We start from the raw sequence: 16,565 nt of genomic DNA, 5'->3' as shown, positions 1-16,565 counted from the left end.
TTGCTGTTCGCCTTGCTGCTGAACGATCCTGTCAGTTACGGCCCGGCGCCTTCTGCTGGGGAGCCGGCACGGAACCACCGTGAAGTTCCACGGCCGGAGCAGCTGCCTGAGCCGCCGGGGCGGGGGCTGCTGCCGCTGCTGCGGGAGCCTGCGCTTCCGCCCGTGCGGCAGGAGGCGCCGCCGAGTCCTCAGCCGGCTTTCGGCTGGCGAGCGGTTCGCCCGTGCTTGCCGGCGGAACAACAGTCATCACGCCTGCAACTGCAGGCGCAGGGATGACGGCACCTGCCGCCGCATCGCCCTTCACGGCAGGAGTTGCCTTCCCGGAAACGGCAAGAGTGGAGAGATCGATCTGCCCCTTGACAGTGGAAGCCACCATGCCCAGGTCCGACGCCTTCGCAGCCAGGTTCTGTGGAGCCTGGAAGTTCTGGACTTGCTGGGCCAGATCCTGGTTCTGCTTGGTGAGGGTACTCTGCTTGCTCCTGAGTTCCACGAGCTGGTATTGCGCTGTGGAAACCGAGATGTTCAGCACCAGCACCGCCACCAGGGCTACGGCGAGCAAGGCAAAGCACATCACCACAAAAGGCGCGCGGCGCTTCCTGGGCGCGGAGCGCACCACGGACAGAGGAGTGCGGACCTTCCGGCCATCGCCGGGAGCCCCTGCCGGATTGGTGCCAAGGGCCGGAGCAGAGCTGCCTGCGACGAGCGGAAAGTTCTTGACGGCGGCGGTGCTCATGCTGCTCTCCTGGCTCTGATTCGTTCCACGGCACGCAGCCTGGCGGAAGCTGCCCGCGGATTTTCAGCGATCTCGACGGCGGTGGGCACCTCGGTGCCTTTAGTCAGGGTTTTCAGTTCGGCCTTGTGTTCTTCAAGTTCCACGGGGAAGCCGAGGGGTGCGGACGATTTGGAGCGGGCCTGGAACACGCTCTTGACGATCTTGTCCTCAAGGGAGTGGTAGGACATCACCACTATGCGTCCGCCCAGGGCTATAGCGTCCACGGCGCCGGGTACAGCTCGCTCCAGCACGTCCAGTTCCTCGTTGACTTCGATCCGCAGGGCCTGGAATGTCCGCTTGGCTGGATGCCCGCCAGTCTTGGCAGCTCCGGCCGGAACCACCGAGCGGATCTGTTCGACAAGCTCCCCTGTGGTGGTGAACGGCTTGACGGCCCTGGCTGCCACGATCCTGTTAGCGATTCGGCCGGCGAACTTTTCTTCGCCCCATTTCCGGATGATCCTGACGAGTTCCTCTTCGCTGTAGTTGTTCACCACGTCAGCAGCGGTCTGGCCGCGGCTGGTGTCCATCCGCATGTCCAGCGGGGCATCAAAGGAGTAGGCGAAGCCGCGCTCACGCTCGTCCAGCTGCAGCGATGACACCCCCAGGTCCATCAGGATGCCGTGGACCTCACTGACGCCGAGGTCCTCGAGGACATCGCCGATTTCGTCATAAACGGCATGCACCAGGTCGGTACGGGCAGCGAAGGGAGCGAGCCGTTCGCCGGAGAGGGCCAGGGCCTCTTCATCGCGGTCGATGCCGATCAGGTGCAGATCGGGAAAGCGCTGCAGCATGGCCTCCGAGTGGCCTCCCATGCCGAGTGTGGCGTCGATCGCCACGGGGGTTTCGCCCCGCAGGCGTGCGGCTTCAAAACCAGGGGCCAGCAAATTGATGCACCGGTCCCTCAGGACCGGCACATGGCGTTCGGACGTCGGCTTGGGATGGTCGTTCATGCCTCGTCCTTTCTTGCCGTGATTGCTCGGTTGTTGCTTCTTGGGCCAGATCCCCATCCGCGCCTATCGTTGTGCCCGCCTGGCTCCGGGGAAGTGAGCCAGGTTGGCCGTCCGATGGGCGGCTGGAGATCTGATTCAAGAAGCGGTCCGCCGTCCCGTCCCGTTGATCAAAGGATCCCCGGAATGGCGTCGTCGGTTTCAGAGAAGGCGGTCTCCTTCTCTGCCAGGTACTCGTTCCAGGCTTGGGCGTCCCAGATCTCGGCACGGGTTCCTGCACCGATAACGGCCAGTTCCCTGCCGAGGCCTGCATACTCCCGGAGCGCCGGCGGAATCGTCACGCGCCCCTGCTTGTCAGGTACCTCGTCGGAGGCTCCAGAGAGAAAGACACGGATGTAGTCGCGCGCCTGCTTGGAGGAAATAGGTGCCTCCCGCATTTGCTCGTGGACCCGCGCAAATTCCTGCTCACTGAAGACGTAGATGCAACGCTCTTGGCCCCTTGTGAGCACCAGCCCGCCGGCAAGTTCCTCACGAAACTTGGCGGGGAGGATAATCCGGCCCTTTTCATCCAAACGTGGTGAGTGGGTGCCCAAAAACACTGGCCCACCGCCCGTCTGCCGTCAGGAACTGCACATCCCCTGTGTTGCAACTACCCTCTTATGTCCTCCACATTACTCCACTTTCCCCCACAGTCAACGCAGATTCCCCCATTTGTCCCCCATTTGGAGGAATACGGGCCCGGAAATCCGAGGATGCTAGCGGTGGTGGTGAGTGGAGGAAACCGGTGGGCGTCAGGGAGAGGCGACGGCGGTCCTCGCCCCCGGTCATCGGCAGGACGTTGCTAAGGCCGGCGGCCCATCGGATTTACCGACAAAAATGCCTCTTTTGCCGGGTTAAAAGCAGAAGACCCGCCGTGGCGGGTCTTCTGCTGCGGTCCGTGGACCGGCTGGAGTGAAACGAGGGAGGAAAGTGGAGGCTTTGCTGAAACCGGCCAGGCGCCGGGGCTCTCCGTCAGGACTCTCCGCGGCGCCTTTCATCCCAGCGCTCTTCCAGGCTGCTCATGAACGAACTTCTTGACTTGCCAGGCTTCGCGGGGCTGCCGGAGCGCTGCTTACCGCCTCCGGAGCTGCGCATCGTGGCGAAGTAAACCCCGCCGCCCATGACGATGAAGCCAAGCACGCCAACAAGTATGCTCTGCATCGTGACGCCGACCAGCAGAAGGAAGATGCCCGCCAACGCGCCCAGGACTCCAATCACCACGTGCCGGGTGGACCATGAACGGCCCGGGTCCGAACCCATGGAATTAGCGAACTTTGGATCGTCCTCGTGCAGTTGCTTCTCCAACTGCTCAAGCAGCTTCTGTTCGTGCTCCGAGAGGGGCATCACGACCTCCTTAAGTAGGCCAACGTCCGGCTGGTCCCAGCCAGTACTTCTGCTCCGATAACGACCGGCATGCCGTGGAGGTTCCCGCTCCGCCGACGGTAGCGGAATGGGAGCCACGGCATGTGGCCGCGGGAGTGGCAGCATGTCCAGGAGATCCGGCAGTATCTGAAAACTATGTACATCTAAGGATAGTTTGTCAGGGGCCGATCTGAAAGACGGCAATGACTTTCCGGACCCTGCCTTTCGTCCCCTGCCCCGGCTTACCCGGACCCGTTTCCGGAATCCAGCAACCGGGCCGGAAGGACGGATTTACTCCCGAATTTCCGGCTCACCCTGTCCAGTGCCTGCTCGGCTGCACGCCAGTTATCGTCCCTGCGATCAAGGCTCAGCTGCAGGGACGTTTGCCCGGCATCCTCCAGTTGCTCCGCGCGGATCCCCACCAGGCGCACCGTCATTGTCCGGTTTCCGATCGACTCCAGAAGCTGCAGGGCCACCGCGTAGATCAACTGGGCGCTGTCAACCGGAGTGTGGACTGTACGGCTCCGGGTGATGGTGGAAAAGTCTGCGTAGCGGAGTTTCAAAGCGACCGTCCTGGCCACCATCCCGGAACTGCGAAGGCGCTCCGCTGTCCGGTGGGCGAGGCGCAGCAGTTCGCGGTGAAGAATGGCGTCGTCCCCGGTATCCACTGCGAAGGTTTCTTCTGCCCCGATGCTCTTTTCAAGCCTGACGGGCGTAACGGGACGCGGATCAATCCCCCACGAGAGCTGGTAAACATGTTGACCGGTGGCGCCCAGGACTTTCTTGAGGGAGGACACCGGAGTGGCAGCAACATCCGCGACCGTCCTGATGCCCATTCGGGCCAACACGTCCGCCGTTTTGGCTCCGACCCCCCACAACGCACCGACAGGCAGGCTGTGAAGATACGGGACAGTCTCTTCCGGAGTGATCAGCAGCAACCCGTCCGGCTTGCAGCGTGTTGAGGCGATCTTGGCTACGAACTTGCTGGCAGCGATACCCACAGAGGCCGTGATCCCCAGTTCATTCGAGACCCGGCGGCGGACCAGCTCCCCGATCTCCCGGGGAGCCCCCAGCCGGCGGATGGCACCGCCAACATCAAGGAACGCCTCGTCTACGCTGAGGGGCTCCACCAGTTCGGTGATGGATTCAAAAATAGCCATGATCTGCGCGGAGACCTCGTAGTACAGCCTGTGCCGCGGTTCTATGATGACTGCCTTGGGACAGATCCTGGCCGCCATCACCATGGGCATGGCAGATTTTACGCCGAAGGCCCTGGCTTCGTACGACGCCGAGAGGACCACGGACCGGTCTGCCGGGTAGCCGACAATGACGGGCCTGCCCCGGAGCTCCGGGCGGGTCCGCAGCTCGACGGAGACAAAGAATGCGTCCATGTCCACATGCAGAATAGAGCTGCGTCGAAGCTCCCGAAGGCTCACTTCGCTTTCATCGTTGTTCCGCTCCGGGCCCACACCTGCAATCCTAGCCGCTGGTACTGACTAAACTGGAGGCTGCATCCGGCATCAACACCAGGAGGAATGTCTCTGTGACGGTCATTGGAAATCTTAAGCCGGCAGCGTTGGCCGCCTTGGTGGCAGGCGCTGCGCTGGGACTCGCCGCCTGCAGTCCTGCGGGCCCGGGAGTGACCACGGCATCCTCCGGCACCACGTCGCAGACAACCAGCCAGCCCACTGCCACCGCCTCCCCAAGCCCCTCGGCTTCGCCGGGGACCTCGGCCACAGTGGGGGCACTCGTCGAAGGTTTTCCCGGGAAGCTCCTGCCCCTGATGCCCGGGGCAACGGTGGTTTCCAGCAGCTTTGACAAGTCAGCAACACCGGCCACCGTCGCACTGGTGGCAACCGTCGCGTCCCCTACTCCCGCCGTCGTCGATTTTTACACGAAGGAGCTGGAGGCCCAGGGCTTCAAGGCAGTGCCGGGCGAGGCCGTGGGCACCGTCGCGTCCAAGGATTTCGTCAGGGGCGACAACGAGACAGTCAATCTCGCAGTAGTGGAGGCCGCCGGGGTTTCCACCTTTACCATCGGCGCAAATGTGGCAGCCGAGTCGGCCCAGTGACGGTCGCCGAGCAGCTGCGGCTGGAACAGACAGCGTTCGTGGCTGCCGTTGCCGGTGAGCTGACCGATTTCCTCTCCACCCGGCAGGCAGTCATGGCCGGCATTTCTCCCGATATCGACCCGATCATGGGCTCCATCTCAAACCTGGTGACGGGAGGCAAAAGGCTGCGTGCCCTGATGTGTTACTGGGGCTGGCGGGGCGCGGGCGGGGACCCCGAGGCCCACAACATCGTGACGGCCGGATCAGCACTTGAGCTGTTCCAGGCTGCGGCACTGATCCACGACGACATCATCGACCGCTCCGACACCAGGCGGGGCGGCCCGAGCGTCCACCGGCGCTTCAGCCAGCTGCATCATGCCCAGGGATGGGCACTGGACAGCGAGAGGTTCGGGCATGCGGCCGCCATCCTGACGGGTGATCTCTGCCTGTCATTCAGCGAAGAAGCCTTCACCGACATCGGTGAACAGGCGGCGTCCGGGAGCCGCGCCCGGCTGATCTTCAACCTCATGCGCGCCGAAGTCATGGCCGGCCAATACCTGGACATCCTCGAGGAAGTGGCGGGACCGGTCAGGGACAGGGCCGGGGCGGTTAGCCGGGCCCAGTCAATCATCAGGTTCAAGTCGGCCAAGTACTCAACAGAACACCCCCTGGCCCTGGGCGGAGCGCTGGCCGGAGCCTCGGACGACCTGCTCAGGGGATATTCCGCCTTTGCGCTGCCACTGGGCGAAGCATTCCAGCTGCGCGACGACATCCTGGGGGTATTCGGCGATCCCGTCACCACAGGCAAGCCCGCCGGAGATGATCTCCGGGAAGGTAAAAGGACGGTGCTGGTGGCATTGGCCCTGGATCAGGCCTCTCCCGACGAGTCGGCTTTTATTGACGCCAAACTCGGCAGCCCGGATCTTGACGATGAGGACGTAGCTGAAATTCGCCGCATTATCGAGGAATCCGGAGCCCTTCAGGCAACCGAGGTGCTCATCGGGGAATTCGGCGCGGCTGCCTTTCATGCCCTGGACATGCTCCCGCTGGAAGAATTGCCTAAAACAGCTCTTCGCAGGCTTGCTGAAGCAACAGTCAGCCGCGCTTCCTGACTCTCAATAAATAGGGCCTTACCAGGCCAGGGTCTGAGCCCGGCGCCGAATTTCGGTTTTCCGGCCTTCGCGCAGCGCATCTATGGGACGTCCCCGCAACGACTCGTCTGCCGTGAACAGCCAGACAATCAGGTCCTCGTCCGAATAGCCCGCGTCCGCCAGGACCACGATGGTGCCCTTAAGGCTTTCGACTACATGTCCGTCCTGGATGAACTCGGCCGGAACTGACCGTATCCGGCGTTCTCCCACGCGCAGCGCGGCCAAGGCGCGGTCATCAATCAGGCTGTGAACTCTCGTGATGGAAACGTCCAACAACTTTGCTACATCGGGCAAGGGCAACCATTCGCCCACAAGGCTTTCTACATTACTCACGGATCAAGGTTGCCATGAGGGGCGCCTTTGAGCCTAGTCCTCCCCAATTCCGGATGCTTTTCGCCCCTCCCCCAGAGGGAGAGCCCAGGGAGCGGAGGAAAGCGCAGGGAATGCCGGAATGCAAAGGGAATACCAGTGGGAATGGCCAGAGGGAATGCCTGACGGGATGCCAGCCGGACGCGTGCGGAAGCGACACTCCAAAAAGTGCCTTGCCTGATATCCGTGATTTCTTGTGCTAATCGGAATTTCGTGAGAGATTCACATAGATCACATTCGTAACATCAATAACTTAAGTAACAGTAGTATCACCGATCGCCAGGCATCACGCATCCCCGCAGTTGAGAAGAGGATTCTTTCCATGACGACGTCCCGCTCGCCGAAGCAGCACACCAGGCCAAGCCTGCCCATGATTGCCGCCACCACGGCAGCGTTGCCTGCGGTCGTTCTGTCCTCTCTTGCCCTCGCCCAGCCTGCTGCCGCGGAGCCGCGTCCCCGCGCCATCCCGGCCACCCTGTCCGCCGCCATGAAGGCACAGGTCGCTGCAGCGACGGCAGCTGTCATTCCGGCGGCATCAGTATCCACTACAGTTCCGGCAGCCTTCCGGCCGGCCCAGCCCTCAGCCCCTGCTGAATACACCATTGCCCGCGGGGATACGATCAGCGGAATCGCAGGGAAGTATGGACTCGACACGTACGAGATCCTGAAGCTGAATAACCTCCAGCCGAATACCATCATTTACCCGGGCCAAAAGATCAAACTCTCAGGCTCCGGATCCGCACCGGCGGCGCCCGCCGCGGCCCCTGCTCCAGCCGCCCCGGCGGCTCCTGCGAATGGTGGAGGCAGCTATACGGTCAAGCCCGGCGACACTCTCGGCGCCATAGCGTTCCGGCATGGCGTGGGCCTGTCCGAGGTGCTCAGCTGGAATGGCTTGAACATGCGCTCCATCATCTACCCGGGCCAGAAGATCAAGGTGACGGCCGGCGGTGGTGCGCCGGCGCCCGCAAGCGCCCCGCAGCCGGCCGCAGCTCCGGCGGCCCCGGCCCCTGCCCCGGCTCCTGCTTCAGCTCCTGTTTCCGCCCCGGCAGGCAGCTACACCGTCAAGGCCGGCGACACCTTGTCCGCCATCGCCTCACGGCACGGTGTCAAACTGTCCGACGTCCTCTCAGCAAACCAGCTCAGCATGACCAGCGTCATCTACCCCGGCAACAAGCTCGTTATCCCGGGCGCCGGTGCCGGATCCTCGCTGCAGCCGGCTTCGAGCCAGCCCGCCGCCAGCGTGACTCCGCTGGTGCCCAGCACCTTTCTTGGCTTCACCTATCCTGCGGCAGTTGTCAGCTCCGCCAATGAGAACAAGGCGCTGTTGAACGCGTCCCCCGTGCCGTCCCGCGAACAGATGCGGACCATCGTGGCAGACACCGCCCGTCAAATGGGGGTGGAACCGTCGCTGGCCCTCGCCTTCGCCCACCAGGAATCGGGGTTTGACCAGCGTGCGGTGTCCCCGGCGAATGCCATCGGGACCATGCAGGTCATTCCCGCCTCCGGGCAGTGGGCCTCAGACCTCGTGGGACGCAAACTCAACTTGCTGGATCCCTATGACAACGCGACCGCCGGCGTGGCAATCATCAGCCGTCTGATCGCCACAAGCAAGGACATGGACACCGCGATCGCCGGCTACTACCAGGGCCAGTACTCTGTGAGCAAGTACGGAATGTACGATGACACCAAAGCCTACGTGGCAGCTATCAAAGCCCACCAGAAGAACTTCGGCTGAGCCTTCCCAACTCCCCGCCGAGGGCGTCGCCGGAAACCGTCCAAGGCGTAACGATACGGGTCCGGATCCCCCTGGTGATTCGGACCCGTTTCATTGCGGGATTAGGATCGTAGGGTGCAGGAATACGTGTCTGACCGACTTGTTGGAACGCTGGTGGATAACCGCTACGCCGTCCAGTCCAAGCTGGCGCGCGGCGGTATGTCCACCGTTTACCTGGCCACGGACCAGCGGCTGGAACGGGATGTGGCGCTCAAGGTACTGCACCCGCACCTGGCCGATGATGATACCTTCCTGGGCAGGCTGGGACGTGAAGCGAAGTCTGCGGCGAGGCTCTCGCATGCCCACGTTGTGAGCGTGCTCGACCAGGGAAACGACGGTCACACCGCCTACCTGGTTATGGAGTACATCAAGGGACACACACTCCGGGACGTCATCAACGCCAAGGGTGCGCTCCCTCCCCGTCTTGCCCTTGCGCTCATCGACCCAGTGGTGGAGGGGCTTGGAGCCGCGCATGCCGCCGGGATGATCCACCGGGACGTCAAGCCTGAAAACGTCCTCATTGCCGACGACGGGCGGATCAAGATCGGCGACTTCGGCCTGGCGCGCGCAGTTACCACGTCCACCAGCACCGGCGCTCTCATCGGCACCGTCGCCTACCTCTCCCCCGAGCTGGTGCTCGGGAAGCAGGCTGACGCCCGCAGCGACATCTATTCCGTGGGGATCATGCTTTACGAGATGCTCACAGGCCAGCAGCCGTTCAACGGCGACGTGCCCATCCAGGTTGCCTACCAGCACGTGAACGGCACGGTGAGACCGCCCTCCGCCGTGGTGCCAGGCCTTGCAGCCGAGGTGGACGAACTGGTGCAGTGGTGCACGGCCAATGATCCGGAGAACCGCCCAGTGGACGGCAATGCGCTGCTCCAGGAGCTCCGCCATATCCGGACCAACCTCACAGACTTCGAGCTGGACCTCCAGCCGCCTGCGGCCATTGGCCCCGGCCAGCAAAACCCTACCGAAATCATTACCCGCAGCAGCAACCCCACGACGGTGATGTCGCCGTTCGGCCGGCCCCAGCCACAGCACCCCGCCGACTCCCACCCCTCGGACTCTCCAGCCACCTCGGTCTATCCCACAATGCCTCCGCCACAGAGGCCTCCTGCGGAGTACGGACCCTTGACTCCCCAGACGCCGGCACGGCTGAGCAAGCGAGCCCAGCGCAAAGCCGACAGGGAGGACGAGAAAGCCAGGTCCCGTGCCGCCGCCACGCCGCTGAAGACATTGAGGGAAGGCAATCCCCGCCGCCGGGGTGTCCTCTGGGCAGTCATCGTCATCATCGCCGCCCTTCTGGCAACCGGGGCCGGCTGGTTCTTCGGCATGGGACCCGGCTCCCCCGGAACCGTTCCACAGGTGGCCAACAAAACGGTGGCGCAGGCCCAGCAGCTGCTCAGCGAGGCAGGCTTCCAGTCACGCACCAGTGACGTGTTCCATGATGATGTCCCGTCCGGGCTGGTGGTGGGTTCCGAGCCCGGGGCCGGAACCGAAATCAGGAAGTTCCAGCCTGTCGCGTTATTCGTCTCCAAGGGACCCCAGCTGTTTGATTTGCCGAACCTCACGGCAAAGACATTGGAGCAGGCCAAGGAAGAACTCAACCAGGCTGAAATGGCGCTGGGCACCGTCGTCGAGCAGTTTGATGAGGCGGTGGCCGCGGGAGTGGTCCTGGCACAGGACCCTGCCCCCGGGACACCAAGCCGGCACGGCACGCCGGTGAGCCTGACTGTATCCAAAGGCCCCCAGCCCATCCCGGTACCGGTAGTCGTCGGCGAGGACGCCGAGGACGCGGTGGCCGCGATTGAAGCGGCAGGACTCAAGGCCGTCATTGCACCGGAAGAGGTAAACGACAGGAACGTGCCCAAGGGGGCAGTGTCCAGCCAGTCGCCGGCGTCCGGAACGCTCACCAGGGGCGGCACCGTGACGCTGACCGTGTCCAAGGGCCCCAAGCTTGTCAAAGTACCCAGCTACATCGGCAAGCAGGCAGATGACGCACAGGACGCACTGGAAGAGCTCGGGTTTGAGGTCAGGGTCAACGAAATCCTGGGCGGCTTCTTCGGAACGGTCCGCAGCCAGGACCCGGTCAACACGGAAGTACCTGAAGGCTCGGTCATCACCCTGACGGTGGTGTAGCCGGCTGGTGCCGGCCACACCACCGGCTGGTCAGGGTGATGTGACTAGTTCCTCCCGGCGATCAGTTCTTGGCGAGGGCGCCGGCCACCAGGAAGGCCATTTCCAGGGACTGCATGTGGTTCAGGCGCGGGTCGCAGACCGACTCGTACCTGTCCAGGAAGGCTTCCTGGTCCACCGGATCGGCACCACCGAGGCACTCAGCGACGTCGTCGCCGGTCATCTCGACGTGCAGTCCGCCCGGAACTGTTCCCAGGCCGTGGTGCACCTCGAAGAATCCGCGCACCTCGTCAATGACGTCGTCGAAATTGCGGGTTTTGTAGCCATTGGGCGAGGTGACCGTGTTGCCGTGCATCGGGTCGGTGACCCAGAGGACCTGGGCGCCGGAGGCGGTGACCTTCTCCACAACGGCAGGCAGTTTCTCACGGATGTTTCCGGCCCCCATGCGGGTGATGAAGGTCAGGCGGCCGGGTTCCCGCTCGGGGTCCAGCTTGTCGATGAGGCGGAGGGCGTCGTCCCCTGTGGTGGACGGGCCGAGCTTTACGCCAATGGGATTCCGCACCCTTGAGAGGAAATCGACATGCGCGTGGTCAAGCTCGCGGGTGCGCTCCCCGATCCAGAGGAAGTGCGCCGACGTGTCATAGGGAAAGCCCGTCCGTGAGTCGATGCGGGTCAGCGCACGCTCGTAGTCCAGCAGCAGCGCCTCGTGGCTGGCGAAGAACTCCACGCGCTTGAGGGCTTCGAAGTCCGCACCGCAGGACGCCATGAACTGGATTGCGCGGTCAATGTCCCGGGCGAGGGACTCGTAGCGGGCATGGGCGGGATTTTCGGTGAACCCCTTGTTCCAGTGGTGCACCAGGCGGAGATCGGCAAAGCCGCCCTGGGTGAACGCCCTGATCAGGTTCAGTGTGGAAGCCGAGGTGTGGTACGCCTTGAGCATCCTGGAGGCATCGTGCCCGCGTGATTCGGGCGTGAAGTCGTAGCCGTTAACGATGTCGCCGCGGTATGCGGGGAGGGTCACGCCGTCGCGGGTTTCGTCATTGGAAGAACGCGGCTTGGCGAACTGGCCGGCCATCCGGCCCATTTTGATGACCGGCATCGCTGCACCATAGGTGAGCACCACTGCCATCTGGAGGATGGTCCTGACGCGGGCGCTGATTCGGTCCGCAGTAGCGGCTTCGAACGTCTCGGCACAGTCACCGCCCTGCAGCAGGAACGCCTTGCCCTGCGCTGCGGCAGCAAGCCGCTCACGCAGGATGTCCACCTCACCAGCGAAAACAAGCGGCGGAAGGACGGAGAGTTCCTTCACTGAGGCGTCGAAGACATCACTGTCCTGCCAGCTGGGCTGCTGTGATACGGGAAGATCGCGCCAATCATCAAGGCCCGGATAGTTGGCTGCTCCGCTCTGGGCGGTGCTGGAAAGCGAGAAGGCAGGTTTTGCGGATAGCTCAATCACCCTCTAAGCCTAATCTGCCCGGGGCCCATGATGGCACCGGGCCGTCACGCGACCTGAGAGCGTCGTCACAGTTATCCGGTTGCGGAAGCCTCGCCATTGCCTTCCGGCTCCGCGGTACGTTGCTGGTCGAGGTCCTGCCGGGGTTCCTGCCGGGGTTCCTTTGCCATGGCGCTATCCGCTTCGGGCGCCGGCTCCGTTTGCTTTCCATCGAGCCGGAGCTTCACCACGGCCGCATACTCGTCCACGTACTCCTGGCCGGAGAGCCGCATCAGCTCGAACATAATCTCGTCAGTCACCTTCCGCTGGACCAACCGGTCCTCGGCCTGGTCCTGATATTTGCTGAAGTCGAGCGGTTCACCGAATATCATCCCGATCCGACGGATATTGGGCATCCGTTTGCCGATGGGTTGTACTTTGTCCGTGCCGATCATTGCAACGGGAATCACAGGCACCCCGGCCTGAAGGGCCAGCCGTGCCACCCCCACCTTGCCCCGGTAGAGCTTTCCATCGGGGCTCCGTGTGCCTTCCGGATAGATTCCCAACAGGCCGCCGGAGGTCAGCACGTCCATGCCGGCGCTTAGTGAGACAGCCGAAGCCGCACCGCCGGACCTGTCCATGGGGAGCTGGTTGGTAAGCCTGAAGAAGAGTGCGGTGAGCCTGCCTTTGAGTCCCGTGCCGGTGAAGTACTCAGACTTGGCAAGGAAGACAACCGGCCTGGACACCATCAGTGGCATAAAAATCGAATCCGAGAAGGAAAGGTGGTTGGAGGCGATGATCGCCGCGCCCTCCGACGGAACGTTGTCCAAACCCTTGACCCAGGGACGGAAAAGCAGCCGCAAAACCGGACCCAGGAAGATCCTTTTCATGACCCAATAGAACACGTGATGAACCTCTCCTGAAGGCGGCGGGCCGGCCCTTCGTCGGGCCTGTCCGGGCACTCCAATGCAACCCTACTCTAGTGAGATTTGTCCCGAACAGTGACACGATGGTCTCATGACAGAAAGCAGCATCCCCTCCCGGCCTGCTGCTTTCAGCTACCCCGGCCACGGACCCAATGCAAGGACCGGAATAGCCATTAGCCACGGTTTTACCGGCAGTCCGCTCAGCGTCCTGCCGTGGGCTGAGCACCTTGCCGCCCAGGGATTTGCCGTATCGGTGCCGCTGCTTCCCGGGCACGGCACGCACTGGAAGGAACTCGCACGCACGAACTGGCGCGACTGGCACGGGACCTTTGAGGCCGCATACCTGGACCTCGCGGCGCGCACAGACCAATGCTTTGTGGCTGGCCTGTCCATGGGCGGGGCCATCGCCTTGCTCACGGCATCCAGGCATCCTGTGGCCGGCGTGTCGGTGGTCAACCCGGGCCTGAGCTTCTATGACCGGCGCGTGAGGGTGGTCGGAGTCCTCAAATATTTCCAGCACACAACCCTGCCCATCCAGGAGGACGAACCCACCGCGGAGGCCACCGAGGACGGTGACTATTCAAGGACTCCGCTCGCCTCGGTGCACGAGCTCAAGAAGCTGTTCGGTGCGGCTGCCCGGGGCCTCCCCCGGGTGGCGGCTCCCGTGCAGGTCTTCAAGTCCAGGGCAGATGCCGTGGTGCCTCCCACGTCCCTGGCCGTACTGAGACGGCGCTTGGGCCCGCGCCTCGTGGAAGTCGTGGATCTCCACAACAGCGGCCACGTGGCTACTCTTGACGTTGACGCTCCTGAGATTTTTGCCCGATCCACCATGTTCTTCCTTCAGCATGCTGCCCCCAACAACCCGTCCCACAACATCACGTCGGAGACATCATGACCACCCTCCCGGACCACAGCCCGTTCAGCAGCACCTTCCACGGCGGCGATGGCCCCAGGATCGGGGTGGTCCTCTCGCACGGCTTCACCGGCAGCCCGCACGGGCTCCGGGCCTGGGCCCAGTCCCTCGCCGACGCGGGCTTCGCGGTCCGGATGCCGTTACTCCCTGGCCATGGCACCAGCTGGCAGGAACTCGCCCGCACCCGGTGGACGCAATGGCACACCGAGCTGGACAACGCATACCTGGAACTTGACGGATCCTGCGACTACGTTTTTGCCGCGGGGCTCAGCATGGGAGGCGCGCTGGCCCTCAGGATCGCCGCCACCAGGCCCGTTGCCGGTGTCATCCTGGTGAATCCGGGCCTGGTCATCGACGATCCCCGCGCTCCGCTGGCCGGAATCCTCAAGCTGGTGCTCAAAAGCACGCCGGCGATTGCAAATGACATTCTTAAGCCGGGAATGGACGAAGCCGCCTACGCACGTACCCCTGTGGCGGCCGCCCACGAATTGAACAAAATGTTCAAGGACACCATCCGGCTGCTCCCCCGGGTGACGGCACCGGTGCGGGTCTTCCGCTCGACTGTGGACCACGTTGTGTCGGACTCGAGCATAGTGGCCCTGCGCCGCGGCCTGACCCATGCGCCCCTCCACCTGACAAGCCTGAGCAACAGCTACCATGTGGCCACGCTGGACAACGATGCAGAGGAAATTTTCCAGGGCTCATCCGAATTCATCCGCTCTGTGGTTTCGGCGTTAGCTCCGCCCCCAAGCGGACAGACTCCCGCAGAGCGTCCAGCAGTCCTGGCAGACAGGGAGGGAACAGCCAATGCCTAGGCCAGACTCGGGCTCAGCGGACCAAAGCGCAAACCAGGATGATGCCGTCTGGCTGGACCTGGTGGCACGTCTGGAAGGATCCACCTCCGACAATCAGAGCGGTCAGGAGACGGGGACTACAGACACAGCGGATATTTCCGGAACCACCCCCACCCCAAGCACAGATCCACGGGCGTCCACGGATTCCTCCGATAACCCCGCTGGCACAGGCAGGCACGTAGGATTCCGTGACTTTGATCCCCTTGGCCTGGCCGCACCTACAGAAATGTCTGCGTCGGAGCGCCAGGCCGCCGCTTCGCCGGCTCCGCCAAAGCATGCTGCCCCAACAGATGGCGACGCAGCAGGCGGCCCCCGGGACTATGGGGTGGAGGACGACGACGACGGTTTCGTTCCGGACGAGCCGCCGAGCCTGGCGGGAACAGACCCGCTCACCATGCTCGCGTGGCTTGGCGCAGTTGGCGGGCCCGTGGCCCTCCTGCTGTCGGCAATGTTCTGGCGGTCCGCTCCCCTGTTGGCCATACTGGGAATCCTTGCGGTATTTATCCTTGCCGTGGTGTACCTCATTATGAAGCTCCCGCAGGAAAAGGATGAGAACGACGACGGCGCCCGCGTCTGAGTGACGCACCCCGGCTAACTGCAGCGCAGCTTCCGGGGCGGTCCTGAAGCTACGTGCTGCTCAGCTGCGCATTCGGCTGCTGACCCGGGAAAGGTCCGCAGCCCCGATCAGTCCGGCGCTTGGCCCCAAAGCGGCGAGCTCGATGCCTGCGGCCGGGCGGAAGCCACGCCCTGTCAGGTTCCGGGCGAACGCATTCCGCGCAGGTTCCACCAGCAGGTCGCCGGCGGAGCACAGCCCACCGCCAATGACAAACATTCCGGGGTCCAGGGCAGCGGCAAGGTTGGCGAGTCCCAGGCCCAGCCATTCGCCCACCTCAACCAGGAGTTCCCGGGATGCCGGATCGCCTGCGAGGGCAAGTTCGGTCACAATGGCTCCAGTAATGGCTTCGGTTTGTCCTTCCACGGCCGCCAGGAGATCCTGGGCAACCGGCGAGTTGGCCTGCGCCAGGATCCGCGCTTCCCGTCCCAACGCGTTTCCGGAGGCGTACTGCTCCCAGCATCCCCTGTTCCCGCACTCGCAGCGGTGTCCGCCCGGCATGATGATCTGATGACCGAATTCGCCGGCGACGCCATAGCGTCCGCGTTCAACGCGGCCATCCATCACCATGGCACCGCCTATGCCCGTCCCCAGGGTGATACAGACAAGCCTGTCCTGACCGTGCCCCGCACCGAAGCGCCATTCCGCCCAGGCCGCCGCATCGGCGTCGTTCGTGAGGAGTACCGGCCGCCGCAGCAACCGTTGCAGGTTGGCCCGCAGCGGTTCGTTGCGCCAGGCCAGGTGCGGGCTGAACAGCACGGTGCCGCCCTCCAGGTCCATCCACCCGGCAGCGCCGATGCCCACTGACCACACCCGGTGACCGGCGCCCAGCTCTTGGACCAGTTCGACAATGACGCGTTCGACGGCGCGTGGATCGTTCCCGGGCGTGGAACGCCGCGCTTCATTGAGAATCCTGCCGTCCGCGTCCACCACGCCGGCGGCGACCTTCGTTCCGCCGATGTCTATGCCGATGGCCAGCCCTTTCCGGCCGAGCCGGAGGTGTTCCCGGAAGCCCTCCCCGTGCCGGGACCGTGCCCGCAGGGTGGGTGGCCGCCGCCTCCACGGTGCAGGGCGTCTGAGCGGACCGGCCTGTTCGCCGGGGGGCGGTGCGTACATAATTTCCCATTCTAGGCGCGGCCGGCGGCGCGCTCCGGCAGGCACTCGGCGGAGGCAGCGCGCTGACTCGTTGACTGCTAAGTTACTCATCAGTAGATTTATAACTGC

16 protein-coding genes are annotated in these 16,565 nt (G+C 63.8%); 7 read left to right on the top strand and 9 right to left on the bottom strand.

Features of this window, described 5'->3' with window-relative positions; all coding sequences use genetic code 11:
• Positions 1-31: 31 nt before the first annotated feature.
• The 5 genes from M1E17_RS08510 to dinB all read right to left on the bottom strand — a co-directional run bounded on the left by M1E17_RS08510 (position 32) and on the right by dinB (position 4,589).
• On the bottom strand, positions 32-733 hold the full coding sequence (locus M1E17_RS08510) for a hypothetical protein (protein ID WP_457966730.1): 702 nt from the start codon (positions 731-733) through the stop codon (positions 32-34).
• Complete coding sequence (gene rsmH / locus M1E17_RS08505; protein ID WP_457966729.1) at positions 730-1,722, bottom strand: 16S rRNA (cytosine(1402)-N(4))-methyltransferase RsmH; 993 nt, start codon at positions 1,720-1,722, stop codon at positions 730-732. Before rsmH ends, M1E17_RS08510 begins: the two co-directional genes overlap by 4 nt.
• 167 nt (positions 1,723-1,889) lie before the next feature.
• Positions 1,890-2,318, bottom strand: coding sequence for a division/cell wall cluster transcriptional repressor MraZ (mraZ, locus tag M1E17_RS08500; RefSeq protein ID WP_267278579.1), 429 nt, complete (start codon positions 2,316-2,318; stop codon positions 1,890-1,892).
• A gap of 412 nt (positions 2,319-2,730) precedes the next feature.
• Positions 2,731-3,102 (bottom strand): DUF3040 domain-containing protein, encoded by a 372-nt coding sequence (locus M1E17_RS08495; RefSeq protein ID WP_457966728.1) that lies wholly within the window; start codon positions 3,100-3,102, stop codon positions 2,731-2,733.
• 260 nt (positions 3,103-3,362) lie between these two features.
• Positions 3,363-4,589: a DNA polymerase IV gene (dinB, locus tag M1E17_RS08490; protein WP_457966727.1), complete on the bottom strand. Its 1,227-nt coding sequence runs from the start codon at positions 4,587-4,589 to the stop codon at positions 3,363-3,365.
• A 74-nt stretch (positions 4,590-4,663) separates the two neighbouring features.
• Between dinB and M1E17_RS08485 the strand changes: the two genes are divergently transcribed.
• Positions 4,664-5,191 (top strand): hypothetical protein, encoded by a 528-nt coding sequence (locus tag M1E17_RS08485; RefSeq protein ID WP_457966726.1) that lies wholly within the window; start codon positions 4,664-4,666, stop codon positions 5,189-5,191.
• Positions 5,188-6,282 carry a polyprenyl synthetase family protein gene (locus tag M1E17_RS08480; RefSeq protein ID WP_457966725.1) on the top strand — a complete coding sequence of 365 codons (1,095 nt, stop codon included), beginning with the start codon at positions 5,188-5,190 and terminating at the stop codon, positions 6,280-6,282. The genes M1E17_RS08485 and M1E17_RS08480 overlap by 4 nt, the downstream gene beginning before the upstream one ends.
• Positions 6,283-6,300: 18 nt before the next feature.
• Here M1E17_RS08480 and M1E17_RS08475 read toward each other — a convergent pair whose 3' ends face one another.
• Positions 6,301-6,654: an Rv2175c family DNA-binding protein gene (locus M1E17_RS08475; RefSeq protein WP_457966724.1), complete on the bottom strand. Its 354-nt coding sequence runs from the start codon at positions 6,652-6,654 to the stop codon at positions 6,301-6,303.
• Positions 6,655-7,012: 358 nt separating this feature from the next.
• On the opposite strand from M1E17_RS08475, the gene M1E17_RS08470 reads away from it, so the two are divergent.
• Positions 7,013-8,425, top strand: coding sequence for a LysM peptidoglycan-binding domain-containing protein (locus M1E17_RS08470; protein ID WP_457966723.1), 1,413 nt, complete (start codon positions 7,013-7,015; stop codon positions 8,423-8,425).
• Positions 8,426-8,539: 114 nt separating this feature from the next.
• Positions 8,540-10,606, top strand: a complete 2,067-nt coding sequence (pknB, locus tag M1E17_RS08465) for a Stk1 family PASTA domain-containing Ser/Thr kinase (protein WP_457966722.1) — start codon at positions 8,540-8,542, stop codon at positions 10,604-10,606.
• Positions 10,607-10,667: 61 nt separating this feature from the next.
• Here pknB and M1E17_RS08460 read toward each other — a convergent pair whose 3' ends face one another.
• Together M1E17_RS08460 and M1E17_RS08455 are read right to left on the bottom strand one after the other, a co-directional pair.
• Positions 10,668-12,059, bottom strand: coding sequence for a class II 3-deoxy-7-phosphoheptulonate synthase (locus M1E17_RS08460; RefSeq protein WP_457966721.1), 1,392 nt, complete (start codon positions 12,057-12,059; stop codon positions 10,668-10,670).
• 71 nt (positions 12,060-12,130) lie between these two features.
• Positions 12,131-12,940, bottom strand: coding sequence for a lysophospholipid acyltransferase family protein (locus tag M1E17_RS08455; RefSeq protein WP_457966720.1), 810 nt, complete (start codon positions 12,938-12,940; stop codon positions 12,131-12,133).
• A 112-nt stretch (positions 12,941-13,052) separates the two neighbouring features.
• On the opposite strand from M1E17_RS08455, the gene M1E17_RS08450 reads away from it, so the two are divergent.
• From M1E17_RS08450 to M1E17_RS08440, 3 genes are read left to right on the top strand one after another with little or no spacing between them, the layout of a single operon-like run.
• Positions 13,053-13,856 carry an alpha/beta hydrolase gene (locus tag M1E17_RS08450; protein ID WP_457966719.1) on the top strand — a complete coding sequence of 268 codons (804 nt, stop codon included), beginning with the start codon at positions 13,053-13,055 and terminating at the stop codon, positions 13,854-13,856.
• Positions 13,853-14,689: an alpha/beta hydrolase gene (locus tag M1E17_RS08445; RefSeq protein ID WP_457966718.1), complete on the top strand. Its 837-nt coding sequence runs from the start codon at positions 13,853-13,855 to the stop codon at positions 14,687-14,689. Before M1E17_RS08450 ends, M1E17_RS08445 begins: the two co-directional genes overlap by 4 nt.
• Positions 14,682-15,305, top strand: coding sequence for a hypothetical protein (locus M1E17_RS08440; protein ID WP_457966717.1), 624 nt, complete (start codon positions 14,682-14,684; stop codon positions 15,303-15,305). The genes M1E17_RS08445 and M1E17_RS08440 overlap by 8 nt, the downstream gene beginning before the upstream one ends.
• A 60-nt stretch (positions 15,306-15,365) precedes the next feature.
• Here M1E17_RS08440 and M1E17_RS08435 read toward each other — a convergent pair whose 3' ends face one another.
• Positions 15,366-16,457 carry an ROK family glucokinase gene (locus M1E17_RS08435; RefSeq protein WP_457966716.1) on the bottom strand — a complete coding sequence of 364 codons (1,092 nt, stop codon included), beginning with the start codon at positions 16,455-16,457 and terminating at the stop codon, positions 15,366-15,368.
• Positions 16,458-16,565 lie beyond the last annotated feature (108 nt).

The sequence above is a fragment of the Arthrobacter sp. D1-29 genome, assembly GCF_054130585.1.
Note: the sequence above shows the minus strand (reverse complement) of the source record. Positions and strands in the feature narration are given on the sequence as shown.